This is a genomic window from Rhodococcus sp. DK176 (assembly GCF_038447315.2).
GTDB lineage: Bacteria > Actinomycetota > Actinomycetes > Mycobacteriales > Mycobacteriaceae > Rhodococcus_F > Rhodococcus_F jostii_A.
Window position 1 is genome coordinate 5,175,407 of sequence record NZ_CP118321.2, and the last position, 12,270, is coordinate 5,187,676.

The following is a 12,270-nucleotide window of genomic DNA, read 5'->3' on the forward strand; positions in this document are numbered from 1 at the left end:
CGTGCCCACGACCCGTGCGGTGACGGCTCATGGGAATTCAGCCCAGGTCTGTCCCTTCGCCCGAGTTCTGTGGTGTCGGGTCCGGGATCCGCCTCATACGGAACGAGTTGAACACCCCGATGAGGCCGGCGAGGATGGGGATGAGCAGTGCGACCTGAAGGGCGAGGGGGCGTGCGCCGGTGTTGATGCGGACGATCTCGTCCTGAATCTCCGGCGGTTGGTCGACGAGTAGTTGTTCGAGCTGGGTGTTGCTCATGACTTCGGCGTCGTCCTCGAGCACCTGCGCGACCTGTTGCTGCTCTGCCGGCGGGAGCACGGTGCTCGACTCCGCCATCGAGGTGAAGGTGAGGGACAGCGTTGCCAGCATGATGGCGCCGGCGAACGCCAGCCCGAACGAGAGCCCGAACGATCCCGCTGCGGAATTGACGCTGGCGGCCTCGCTGATCCGCTCCTCCTCGATCGGGGCGAGTGTGTAGTTGTTGAGCTGGGATACCAGCAATCCCAGCCCGGATCCGGCGATCACCAACGGGATCACCAGGCCCCAGCCGAACTCGGCGCGCGGCACGATCGGGATCAGCGCCGCGATCCCGATCGTCAGCAGCACGAATCCCCACCGGATGATGCTGCTCGGGCGCCGGTCGCCGGCCTTCTTGCCCGCGAGCAACGCCACCGCGAACATGCTGAGGGAGAGGGGTGCGAGGGACAATCCCGCCTGCATCGCGTTGTACTCGAGCACCATCTGCAGGTAGATCGGCAGCGCGATCATCGTGCCGCCCAGGGCGATCTGCTGGAGCATCTGCCCCGAGATGCCCAGTCGGAAGATCTTGGAGCGGAACAGATCCGGGTCCAGCAGAGCCGGCTTCCCTTGACGTTTGCGCCGCACGAGCCAGTATGCCAGCACCGCCAGCGCGACCGCACCGATCACCAGGAGCGCCGCAACGGATTCGCCACCCTCCTGCCACACCAGGATTCCCAGCACGATGCCGCCCATCCCCAGAACGGAGAGGACCGCGCCCACCAGATCGATCACCCGGGGCCCGGTGTACGGCACATCCTGGACCAGTGTGATGCCGGACAGCACGACCGCGATGATGACGACCTCGAGCACGAACCCGATGCGCCACGAGAGGTAAGTGGTGATGAAACCGCCGAGCAGCGGTCCGACGGCAGCGGCGATCGCGGCCGCCGCCCCGACCAGGGCGTAGACCTTCTTCTGCGCGGCGCCTTCGAAGTTGCCGTGGATGAGGGACTGCATGGCGGGCAACAGGAGTGACGCGCCGATTCCACCGAGTATCGCCCAGAAGATGATGATCGCGGTCAGGCTCTGTGCGAGCGCCATCGCGGACGCACCGACTGCGTAGCCGAGCAGGCCCAGCACGTACGCCCGTTTGCGTCCGATGAGATCGCCGACCTTGCCGCCGATCAGGATGAACGCGGCAGAAACCAGCGCCTCGAGAGCGATCGCGGCCTGGACGCCGCTGACGGTCGTGTCGAGGTCGCGAACCACCGACGAGATCGACACGTTCATCAGCGACGTGTCGACGACGAGCACGAACATCGCCATTGCCAGCAGGATCGCGAGCGTCCGCCGAGGGCCCGTTGCCCGCTCGGAACCACCGTTGGTCGGTTCTTCGGTCATAGGAGGCCCACCGTCCGTCCATTCCGCTGCACCCGAGTGTCCCATGCGTGGGGACGGCGAAGCTACAGCGTCGGATTGTTATCCGTTCGATCCGGGCACCGGTCGCGCGACGGTTACGGTGATAGACACTGCACCGAGGTGAGGAGTCGCCGTGCCCAAGCTGGAGATCAAGAGGAAGTCCGAGCTCTCCCGGAAAGAGGTGTCCGACCGGCTCATCGCGCTCGGGCAGGCCCTCGCGAGCGGCTCCGAGGTGGAACTGGGCTCCGGCGGCGACTCGATTTCGGTCGTCGTCGGCGACCGTGTCCAGTGGGAGCTCGAGATCGAGGTCGACGGCGACGAGACCGAGATCGAGATCGAAATCAGTTGGCGCGACGATCCGTCCGAAGAATCCACCGCCGACGCGGAACCGGAACCGGAATCGGAGACTCCGCCGGTCAAGCCTGCGCCTCCGGCCAAGACCACCGCGCGTCGTGGGCGGCCCCGCAAGAGCGCCGCCAAGTGAGCTGGGCGAAGTCAGGCCGGTGAGGTCGGTTCGAAGGGCCGGATTTCGTCGTCGCCCGGACGGACCACGGCGGCCGAGGATTCCGGCACTTCGTTCCACGCGCCTTCGAGGTCGCGAAGAGGCTCGGAGACCACGAAGCGGGTCTCCCCGCTCAATTCGCGCAGCACCTCGACCTCCGGGTGCAGTGCGCGCACCTTCGCGACCTCGGTGGAGAAGAACAGCGACCTCGACTGCCGCTCACTCGAATAACGAAAGACCCACAGCGATTCACCGTCGGTGGTCGCGACGGTCATCTGCACCGGATGCTCGACCCCGTACGTGCGGCCGACGTCTTCGACGAAGCCGACCGCCCGGGCGACGGCACCGAAGGGGTCGTCGGCGAGGCCGAACGTCAGTGCGAGGAAGAACAGGGCCTCGGAGTCCGTCGACCCCTCGATGTCGGAGAACAGCGTCGGGTCGACGGCCATCACCAGGTCGCGTCTGATCTCGTGAAAACCACGCAGGGCGCCGTTGTGCACCCACAACCACCGTCCGTGCCGGAAGGGATGGCAATTGCTGCGCTGCACCGGCGTCCCGGTCGAGGCCCGCACGTGCGCGAGCAACATCCGCGTTCGCACCTGACCGGCGATCTCCCGCAGATTGCTGTCGTTCCAGGCCGGTTCGATGCTCTTGTACACCGCCGGTTCGGTGCCCTCGCCGTACCAGCCGACACCGAAGCCGTCACCATTGGTGGTCGTCGCCCCGAGACGTGAGTGCAGACTCTGGTCGATCAGCGAATGTTCTGGGCGGAACAACAGGTCCTCCGCGAGGATCGGCTCACCCGAGTACGCCATCCACCGGCACATACAACAATTCAAGCAGAACGGCACCGCCGAGCCCACCCCCCCTTGCCGATGAACCTGCTGGTATTTGCCGCCAACGCCGTCCGCGCGGAGGAGAATGGGCAACCGACAAGCCATATCGCGTCGCTCGAGGAAGGCAGACAGCCATGTCCGAGGAATCTACGGCGGCCCGATGACGAACTCCGCGGAACACGACGAACGGGTAGCCCATCCGAGCCGGGCCGAGCGCGCACAACGAGGGACGGCCGCCCGTCGAGACACTCCACCGTCCGCGCTGGCGGAGCACGGTATGGCCGATCGGCGCGACCCGGTGGGCCTCCTCGCGAAGCAGGCGACGGAGAGAGTCGCGGAACTCGTTCCGATCCGGTACGGGCGCATGGCGGCGACGGCCTTCGCCTTCTACCGCGGCGGCGCCGCGATCATGGCCGACGACCTGTCCCACTCGCCCACCACGGGCCTGCGCACGCAGCTCTGCGGCGACGCGCACCTGAGTAACTTCGGAATCTTCGCCACCCCGGAACGCCTGCTGGCATTCGACGTCAACGACTTCGACGAGACACATCCCGGACCCTTCGAATGGGATGTCAAACGCCTGGTCTCGAGCCTCGCGATCGCGGCGCGGGAGAACGGATTCAGCGGCAGGAAGAGCAGGAAGATCGCCCGCGCCTGCGCCGCCGAATACCGCGAAACCATCGCCAGACAGGCACAACTGGGAAATCTGGCCGTCTGGTACTCCCACATCGAGCCCACAGCGGAACTCGTGGAGCTTCGAGACGAGCTGGACAAGTCGCAGAAGAAGCGCGCCCGCACAGCTCTGGAGAAGGCGCGGCGCCGGGACAGCGTCCAAGCGCTTTCCAAACTGACCGCCGTCGTGGACGGTGAGAGGCGGATCATCAGCAACCCGCCACTGTTGGTCCCGGCCGAGGAGCTGTACGCGGGCGACGACCTCGACTCGGTGTACCGAGACCTGCGACACCGTCTGGGCGTGTACGCGCAGTCTCTGCGGTGGGACCACCGCGTCCTCTACGACCAGTTCCGGATGGTGCAGATCGCCCGCAAGGTCGTGGGGGTCGGCAGTGTAGGCACCCGCACCTGGATCATCCTGATGCTCGGAGCGGACGACGACGATCCGCTGTTCCTCCAGGTCAAGGAGGCGGGTCCGTCGGTGCTGTCGCGTTACGTCGACGGGCCGTCGTTCGCGACCGAGGGCGAGCGGGTAGTCAGCGGACAGCGGCTGATGCAGGCCGCGAGCGACATCTTCCTGGGCTGGGAACGGGGTGCCGGTCCCGACGGCGTCGAGCGGGACTTCTACGTACGCCAACTGCGGGACGGGAAGGGTTCGGCGGTGGTCGAATCCCAGACCCCCACCGTGATGATGCTGTACGGGCGATTGTGCGCCCGGGCCCTCGCCTACGCGCACGCGCGGGCAGGCGACCGGATCGCGATCGCCGCCTACCTGGGGGACGACACCGAATTCGACCACGCGATGGAGGAATTCGCCGAAACGTACGCCGACCAGAACACCCGAGATCATGCGGCGCTGCTCGAGGCCGTCGCCGGGGGCCGCATCGTCGCAGCCACCGGTCTCTGAAGCAGCGACGCGGTCGACTGGCTTCGACAGTCGGCGCGGCTCAGAAGATCTGCATGAAGCGGTACCAGTCGGATTCGATGTGCTGATATCCGATCTCACCGTCACGCTGGGGTCGCCCGATCTTGTCGGTCCCGTCCGGCAGACGAGCGACTCCGACAAGGTTGACCAGGCCGCCTTCGAGGAAGAAGTGGCAGCCGGTGTCCAGCGGCTCGACGCGCCAGGTGTCGTACAGTCCTATCCGCTGGTCGTCGGACGACGGTGTGCACGTCTGCGCGTACGCGGTCAGTTCGCCTACCGACAGCCGCCACCCGAGGTCGGACGGCACACCGAAGAATACGAGGGTCGCCGTCAGCGCCACGATGGCCGGTGCCAGGCAGATGCGTCGATCCCACCGGAACCGCCAGAGCTGAACGCCGGCGAGGATCAGCCACACGGCACCCAGAATCAGCAGGGCGAAACCAGCGAGCACGACGTACGGGAAGACCGGGTCGAGCGGAATCGTGATCACCAGCGTCGCAGCGCAGGCGAACGCGACGAGGGCGGTGAGGACGATCCCGGTCGCCAACCGCCACCACCGCGGCGTGTCCGTCCGGCGGCGTGCACTGCGTTGCGTCGACTGTGCGTCGCGGCCGTCCGTCATCTGCCCCGGTTCGCCGTCGCCCCGAAGAACCCTCCGGCAACGGTGCGCACTAGAAGATCAGCCCGTGCGTTTCGACGAGCGCCATGGTCGCTTCCATGTCCGCCGAGCATCCGTAGGGTGCGATGATTTCCTCCAATTCCGCGGGGCTCAGGTCCTCGGTCAGTCGGTCGAGGCATCGGAACAGCTCTTCCAAACCTCCGGGAGAGATGATTTCCAGCAACCGTGCCGGTGTCTCTCCGGCATTCCAGAACGTGTGCCATTCCCCGCGGGGTTTGAAGATGAGATTCCCCGGACCGGCTATGACCTCGTGGTCCCCGAATTTGGCGCCGACCGTGCCCTCCAGGATGAAGCTGAACTCATCCTCGCGGGTGTGCTTGTGAAGTGGAGCCGCAAGAACCTTGGCAGGCAGACGATGCTCCACCATGGAAAACCCGCCACCCCATTCTCGACTGTTCACCAGGAAGCGGTCGCCACAGGCACCGGCGGGCTGATAGAGCTCGCCTTCTTCCGGGCCCAGAATCCGGCGAATTGGCACTGCCCGCACACCTCCCACGGCCGAGTAAGGGGTTCTTCCCGCGACGATACGCCGACGCAACGGCCATCGAGTGGTTCTTTCTCCCCGCAGTATCCGACGCGCCGGGGCACTCAGTCCCGCGCGTGCGGTGGACCGCCGAAGCCGCGGAGGTCGCGGGCGGTGGCACCGGGTTCGAAGGTGCTGCCGCCGGGGCCGAATCGTCCGATCACGGTGTGCCGGCTGTCCCAGAGCACGCCGCGAGTGGGAAGTGCCCAGCGGGTCGAGAAGGTGGACGCGGCGTCCTCGTCGTCCGCGGACGGGTCGTGCGCCGCGGCGATGTGCGCGGCGTAGGCGCGCAGCGCGACCGCGAAGGCGTTGGGTTCGCGGCCGGTGTCGAGGAAGTGCGCTCGGTCGCCGCACTGCGGGCAGTGCCACGACGCGCGGTCGCATCCGCCGGCCAGGCCCACGGCAGGTGGTTCGCCTCCGGGCGGACCGGCGGTGCGATACGCGTCGAACGGGTCCGGTTGCTCGAGCGGATCGGTCGCCTGCCGTGCCGCCGCAACCATGTCCCGCCAGGCGGCATGCACGTCGAATCCACCGGGCATCAGCACTTCTTCGGGCATCGGCCCGATGAACGCCGAGCCCGCGCACAGCACAATGCTGTGATCGCGGGCGTAGCTGTATGCCGGGTCGAGTGCCCGGGCGTGCCGCATCTGCTGCATGCGTTCGGTGATCGGGAGCCCGTGCCATTCGCGTCCGCAGTGCGGGCACAGGTCCTGGTTCACGGTCGAGTCGTGCCCGGATCGGTTGTCGTGGTTCGCGAGTTGGTCGTGAACGAGCCGGTCGATCCGGTCGACGAGGTCACGGTCGGTCATGGTGGGTACCCACGGTAGCGGGGGCGGTCGTTCGGCGCAGTCAGTATCCCGCGTCGAAGTCGAACTCGTTGAGCAGCGCCGCGTCACCCGACAGGTAGCGTCCGAGATTCTCGACGAACAAATCCACGATCTTTCCGTTCTCGGACGGCACATTGGCGGCACTGTGCGGGCTGAGAATGACATTGTCGGCCGTCCACAACGGCGAGTCCTCGCGGAGCGGTTCGGTGGAGGTGACGTCCAGGACCGCCCCGCCCAGCCTGCCCGTCGACAGTGCTTCTGCGAGAGCATCTTCGTCGATGATCGGTCCCCGGCCGAGATTGACGACCAGCGCGCCGTCGGGGAGCGCGGCGAGTTCGCGGCGTCCGATCAGTCCGCGAGTGTCGTCGGTGAGGGCGCAGGAGATCACGAGAATGTCCGCGGTGGGCAGGTGCTCGGCGATCCGGTCGGTGGTGGTCATGCTGTCGAAGGGGGCGCTGGCAGGTCGTGGGTTGCGGGCGACCCCGTCGGCGGTGACGGAGAAGCACCGGAGGAGTTCCGCTGTGCGCGAGCCGATCTTGCCTGCGCCCACGACGAGCGCGTGGCGTCCGGCGAGCTCGGTCGTTTCCTGCTTGCGCCAGGTCCGGGTCTGCCGGTCGGCGATCAGCCGGGGGAGTCCGCGCGTGAAATGCAGAATGCCGGCGAGCGCGAACTCGGCCAGCGGATCGGCGTGGACTCCCGCGGCGGTCGTCACCGTGAGCGGCGCACCCGACAGCCCGAATTTCTCGATCAGTTGCCCGGCGCCTGCGGACGTCGCCTGGATCCATGTCAGATTCGGCGACTGTTCCAGTGTGTGTTCGGGGTGGCGCCAGTCGAAATCGAACATGACGTCGGCGGTCCGCAACATCGACGTCCATCGGTCGTGCTCGCCGGCCGTCAGCTCACGCGGCACCCCCACGTGGTCGCTGTGCCATCGAGGCCGGGGGAGCAGTTCGGGTGCGTACGACACCCGGATCCGAGGGTCGCAGGCTGCGATCCTGTCGACCAGGTCCTGCTCGAGATACGACGCGATCAGCACGTCGAGGTGCGGGTCGGGCACGGTCACTCCTTCAGCGCCGGCGGTCGGGCGTCGGTGCGCCCGACTCGATCTCCGGTGCGGAGGCGGACTTCGGCATCGCGGCCGCGGCGACGACGAGTACGACGGCCGCGCCGAGGGCGGCCACGAACACCAGATGCAGGGCGCCGGCCAGGTCGCCGGGGGCGGGGTTGTCGGCGCCACCCAGTCGCGCGTTGACGAGGGCGCCGAACAGGGCGACCCCCACGGCGCTGCCGATGGACCGGGCGAACATGTTGGTCGACGTGACGACGCCGCGCTCCGACCAGTCGACGCTCGACTGCGCCGCGATGAGGGTCGGGCTCGCGACGAGGCCCATGCCCCCGCCGATGACGAAGCAGCAGATCGCCACCTGCCACACCGCCGATTCGACGGACAGGCTCAACGTGAGAGCGGTGCCCGCCACGACCAGCAGACTCCCCGCGGTGGCCGTGACACGGAAGCCGAAACGCAGGTACACGCGCCCGGACTGTGACGCGGCGATCGGCCAGCCGATGGTCAGGGTGGCCAGCGCGAACCCGGCGACCAGCGCGCCCGTCCCGAGGACGCCCTGGGTGAAGGTCGGCACGTAGGTGGTGAGGCCCAGGACGATCGCCCCGACCAGCAGTGACACGAGGCTGCTCGCCGCGAGAACCCGCCGGGTGAACACCCACAGCGGCAGTACCGGTTCGGCGGCGCGGCGTTCCACGAGGACGAAGACGATCAGGAACACGAATCCTGCCGCGAAGATGCCGAGACTGATCGGTGAACTCCACGCCCAGGCCTGCCCGCCCTCGAGGAGTCCGAGGATGAGCAGCGTCGCCCCGACTGCCAGGACTCCGGCGCCGGCGTAGTCGATGGACCGCTGTGTGCGTACCTGCTTCTCGTCGAAGTTGCGGATCAGCATCACGGCCGCGAGCAGGCAGAGAGGAATGTTGACGAAGAAGATCCACCGCCACGACAGATACTCGGAGAACACCCCGCCGAGGGTCGGGCCGACCACCGCCGACATGCCCCACACGCTGGCCAGATAACCCTGGGCCTTGGCGCGTTCGGCGAGGGTGTAGATGTCTCCGGCGATGGTCATGCTCATCGGCTGGACGGCGCCGGCGCCGAGACCCTGCACAGCACGGAACGCGATCAGCGCGGGCATGCTCCACGCGATCCCGCACAGCACCGAGCCGACGCCGAACAGGGCGATGCCCAGGAGCATCACCGGCCTGCGGCCGAAGATGTCGGCCAGCTTGCCGTAGATCGGCACCGACACGGCCTGGGTGAGCAGGTAGATCGAGAACAGCCACGGGAACTGCGAGAAGCCGCCGAGGTCCCCGACGATGGTGAAGACGGCGGTGGAGATGATGGTCGCATCGAGCGCGACCAGTGACGTCGTGAGCATCAGTGACACGAGAATCGGTCCGCGTTCCGAACGGAACCCGACGTCGACCGGGGTCGTGTCCGTCGCCATTACCCACCTTCTCCGGTTACCGCGCTCACAAGAGTTCCTGACCAACGGTAACGACAACGGGAGACGAAGTGTTCCGCGGCTGTGCCCCGTGACGCCGTCACGCGGTCGCCGAGGATCCGCGGAACGCCGCGCGGTACGAGTGGGGGCTGGTGCCCACGACGCGCTTGAACCGGTCGCGGAACGCGGTCGGCGACCCGAAGCCCACCTGCGCGGCGATGCGGTCGACGGAGTGAGTGGTGGTCTCCAGGAGGTACTGCGCCTGATGAATCCGGACGCGGTGAAGCCACTGCAACGGTGTGGTGCCGGTCTGCTCGCGGAATCTCCGATTGAGGGTGCGGGGGCTCGTCCCGGCTCGCCGGGCGAGGTCGTCGAGCGTCAGGTCTTCGCGGCTGTTCTCGTGCATCCACCGGAGCAGCGGTTCGAGGCTCGTCAGCTCCGCGGACGGTGGTCGTTCGTGAACGATGAACTGCGCCTGTCCGCCTTCGCGTTCCAACGGCATGACCGACAACCGTGCAGCGTCGGCGGCGACCGCCGACCCGTGATCCGAACGGATCATGTGCAGACACAGATCGAGGCCTGCCGCGGCACCGGCCGAGGTCAGGAACTGGCCGTTGTCGACGTAGAGCACGGCCGGATCCACGTCGACCAGCGGGTGACGCGCGGCGAGGAGTTCGGCGGCCGCCCAGTGCGTCGTCGCCCGTCTGCCGTCGAGTAGTCCGGTGGCGGCCAGAGTGAACGCTCCCACGCAGATCGACGCGATGCGGGTGCCACTGTCGGCTGCCCGGCGCAGCGCCTCGAGAACTTCGGGTGCAAGCGGAGCGGTGGGGTCGGCCAGACCCGGCAGGATGATCGTGTCGGCCGCGTCCAGAATGCTCAGATCCCACGGCGCGCGGAGTGTGAATGCGCCGGCATCCACGTCACCGCCGGGGGCGCACACCTTCACCCGGTAGGCCGCGCGTCCGTCCGGCAGCCTGGTGCGGCCGAAGACCTCGATCGGGGTGGCGAGATCGAACGCGATGACACCGTCGAGTGCCAGTACTGCCACGGTGTGCATGGCTACAACCTACGCAGTCGATCGATTTCCGCCAAGGGCGCATAACGGCGGTAAACGACGATGTGAAAGGAAGAGATCTGCGGGGATGGCGTGGCGTCAATCCGTTGATATGTGGCGAAAATGCCAGTTCTCAGGTATCGATCGGCTGGCTGGCGTCACTGGCGGCCCGTGTACTCGGCACGCGGCACACAGGGAAAGGCACCACGGATGCATGTCCAGATCGCGCTGTTCGACGGATTCGATCCGCTCGACGTCATCGCTCCCTTCGAGGTACTGCACGCGGGCGGTCTGTACGCCGACGGCGCGCTGACCGTCGAACTGGCCTCCGCCGAGGGCGTGCGTGAGGTCCCGAGTGGAACGGCGCCGCTGAGTCTGCGGGCCGCCGCGACGCTCGACGTGGGCCGGGCCGATGTGATCGTCGTGCCGGGTGCGTCGGGGCGCGTGGAAGAGCGCGCCGAGGGCGAAGGCACCATCCCGAGAATTCTCGGACGGACCCTGGAGACGCGGCTCCCCGACGTACTGCGGGAGGCCTGTGCCGACCCGGACCTGATCGTCGCCACCGTCTGCGGCGGGTCGCTCGTGCTCGCGATGGCCGGACTCGTCGAAGGCCGCCACGCCGTCACCCATCACCTGGGGATGGATCTGCTCGACGCCACCGGGGTGGTCGCCGTGGACGCCCGCGTCGTCGACGACGGTGACCTCGTCACCGCGGCCGGCGTCACCTCAGGTCTGGACCTCGGACTGTATTTACTCGAACGGGAACTGGGACCGCGCATCGCGCACGCGGTCGAGACATTGTTCGCCTACGAGCGCCGCGGCACCGTCTGGCGTGCCCGTGGGCTCGAACCCACCACCATCTGAGGAGCAGAGCCATGTCTGTCGACGGCACCTGGAACGTCGTGATCGCCACGCCCATCGGGAAGCAACGAGTCGAACTCACCTTCGTCACGCAGGACGGGGAACTTCGCGGCATCGCTCGCGGAGCCGCCGAGGAAGTGCCGCTCACCGACCCGACGCTCGACGGGAACCGGCTCACCTGGTCTCAGTCCATCACCAAGCCGCTGCGCCTCCACTTGCAGTTCGATGTCCTCGTCGAGGGCGACGAGATGACGGGGAAGTCGACGGCGGGACGTCTGCCCAGCTCGAAGGTCAGCGGCCGCCGGTCGGTGCCCGACCGATAGGCTGGGTCACCGTGCGCCCCTCACTCGATTCATACGCCCATCTGGCCGGTGGCAAGGTCCGCGACCTCTACACGATCGACGACGAGCACCTCCTGTTGGTCGCGAGCGACCGGATCTCCGCCTACGACCACGTCCTCAGCACCCCGATCCCGGACAAGGGGCGGGTGCTCACCGCGATGAGCGTCTTCTTCTTCGGCGTCCTCGGTGGCAACAACCATCTGGCCGGTGAACCCGACGACAGCCGGATCCCCGAAGAGGTCCTCGGCCGCGCGCTGGTGGTCCGGAAGCTGGACATGGTCCCCGTCGAGTGCGTGGCCCGCGGCTACCTCACGGGGTCGGGGCTGCTCGACTACAACGAGACCGGCGCGGTGTGCGGCGTCGCACTGCCCGAGGGGTTGGTGGAGGCGAGCCAGCTTCCCGACCCGATCTTCACGCCCGCCAGCAAGGCCGAACTGGGCGAGCACGACGAGAACATCAGTTTCGAGGCCGTGGTCGAGAAGGTGGGTCAGGACCTGGCCGTGAAGCTGCGCGACGACACCCTCGACATCTACGGCCGGGCGTCCAACTTCGCCGCGGACCGGGGCATCATCCTCGCGGACACCAAGCTCGAGTTCGGACTGGACCCGCAGGGCAACCTGGTTCTCGCCGACGAGGTCCTCACCCCCGACTCGTCCCGGTACTGGCCGGCCGACGGGTACGAGGCCGGGAAGGTGCAGCCGAGCTTCGACAAGCAGTTCGTCCGCAACTGGCTCACCGGACCCGAATCCGGCTGGGACCGCGCGTCCGACACTCCGCCGCCGCCGCTGCCCGCCGAGATCGTGGAGGCGACCCGCGAGCGGTACATCGAAGCGTACGAGCGGATCTCGGGTCTGTCGTTCGCGGACTGGGTGGGCTGAGA

The 12,270-nt window shown here is 67.5% G+C and carries 13 protein-coding genes; 5 read left to right on the forward strand and 8 right to left on the reverse strand.

Annotated elements, in window-relative coordinates:
• Window positions 1–37: 37 nt before the first annotated feature.
• A complete protein-coding gene (locus tag PSR88_RS24480) occupies window positions 38–1,639 on the reverse strand; it encodes an MFS transporter (protein ID WP_016883942.1) in 1,602 nt (533 codons plus the stop codon).
• Between the two features lie 151 nt (window positions 1,640–1,790).
• Between PSR88_RS24480 and PSR88_RS24485 the strand changes: the two genes are divergently transcribed.
• Window positions 1,791–2,141, forward strand: coding sequence for an amphi-Trp domain-containing protein (locus PSR88_RS24485; RefSeq protein ID WP_011597120.1), 351 nt, complete (start codon window positions 1,791–1,793; stop codon window positions 2,139–2,141).
• Between the two features lie 11 nt (window positions 2,142–2,152).
• Here the strand turns inward: PSR88_RS24485 and PSR88_RS24490 are convergent, their stop codons facing one another.
• Window positions 2,153–2,974: a class II glutamine amidotransferase gene (locus tag PSR88_RS24490; protein ID WP_029539602.1), complete on the reverse strand. Its 822-nt coding sequence runs from the start codon at window positions 2,972–2,974 to the stop codon at window positions 2,153–2,155.
• Between the two features lie 181 nt (window positions 2,975–3,155).
• Here PSR88_RS24490 and PSR88_RS24495 point away from each other — a divergent pair, with 181 nt between their 5' ends.
• Window positions 3,156–4,574, forward strand: a complete 1,419-nt coding sequence (locus PSR88_RS24495) for a DUF2252 domain-containing protein (RefSeq protein ID WP_029539601.1) — start codon at window positions 3,156–3,158, stop codon at window positions 4,572–4,574.
• A gap of 40 nt (window positions 4,575–4,614) precedes the next feature.
• Here the strand turns inward: PSR88_RS24495 and PSR88_RS24500 are convergent, their stop codons facing one another.
• The 6 genes from PSR88_RS24500 to PSR88_RS24525 form a co-directional block, all read right to left on the reverse strand.
• Window positions 4,615–5,214 (reverse strand): hypothetical protein, encoded by a 600-nt coding sequence (locus PSR88_RS24500; protein ID WP_011597123.1) that lies wholly within the window; start codon window positions 5,212–5,214, stop codon window positions 4,615–4,617.
• Window positions 5,215–5,263: 49 nt separating this feature from the next.
• Window positions 5,264–5,749: a cupin domain-containing protein gene (locus PSR88_RS24505; protein WP_237724159.1), complete on the reverse strand. Its 486-nt coding sequence runs from the start codon at window positions 5,747–5,749 to the stop codon at window positions 5,264–5,266.
• Window positions 5,750–5,859: 110 nt separating this feature from the next.
• Window positions 5,860–6,603, reverse strand: coding sequence for a hypothetical protein (locus PSR88_RS24510; RefSeq protein ID WP_011597125.1), 744 nt, complete (start codon window positions 6,601–6,603; stop codon window positions 5,860–5,862).
• A 40-nt stretch (window positions 6,604–6,643) separates the two neighbouring features.
• Window positions 6,644–7,684, reverse strand: coding sequence for an NAD(P)-dependent oxidoreductase (locus PSR88_RS24515; protein ID WP_016883939.1), 1,041 nt, complete (start codon window positions 7,682–7,684; stop codon window positions 6,644–6,646).
• Window positions 7,685–7,688: 4 nt separating this feature from the next.
• Window positions 7,689–9,137 carry an MDR family MFS transporter gene (locus tag PSR88_RS24520; RefSeq protein ID WP_011597127.1) on the reverse strand — a complete coding sequence of 483 codons (1,449 nt, stop codon included), beginning with the start codon at window positions 9,135–9,137 and terminating at the stop codon, window positions 7,689–7,691.
• 97 nt (window positions 9,138–9,234) lie between these two features.
• On the reverse strand, window positions 9,235–10,191 hold the full coding sequence (locus PSR88_RS24525) for a GlxA family transcriptional regulator (RefSeq protein ID WP_011597128.1): 957 nt from the start codon (window positions 10,189–10,191) through the stop codon (window positions 9,235–9,237).
• Between the two features lie 207 nt (window positions 10,192–10,398).
• Between PSR88_RS24525 and PSR88_RS24530 the strand changes: the two genes are divergently transcribed.
• The 3 genes from PSR88_RS24530 to PSR88_RS24540 are packed head-to-tail and all read left to right on the forward strand — an operon-like array spanning window position 10,399 to window position 12,268.
• Window positions 10,399–11,052: a DJ-1/PfpI family protein gene (locus tag PSR88_RS24530; protein WP_029539598.1), complete on the forward strand. Its 654-nt coding sequence runs from the start codon at window positions 10,399–10,401 to the stop codon at window positions 11,050–11,052.
• Window positions 11,053–11,063: 11 nt separating this feature from the next.
• Window positions 11,064–11,372 carry a hypothetical protein gene (locus tag PSR88_RS24535; protein ID WP_016883937.1) on the forward strand — a complete coding sequence of 103 codons (309 nt, stop codon included), beginning with the start codon at window positions 11,064–11,066 and terminating at the stop codon, window positions 11,370–11,372.
• 11 nt (window positions 11,373–11,383) lie between these two features.
• Entirely contained in the window at window positions 11,384–12,268 is an 885-nt protein-coding gene (locus PSR88_RS24540; protein WP_009477882.1) for a phosphoribosylaminoimidazolesuccinocarboxamide synthase, read from the forward strand.
• Window positions 12,269–12,270 lie beyond the last annotated feature (2 nt).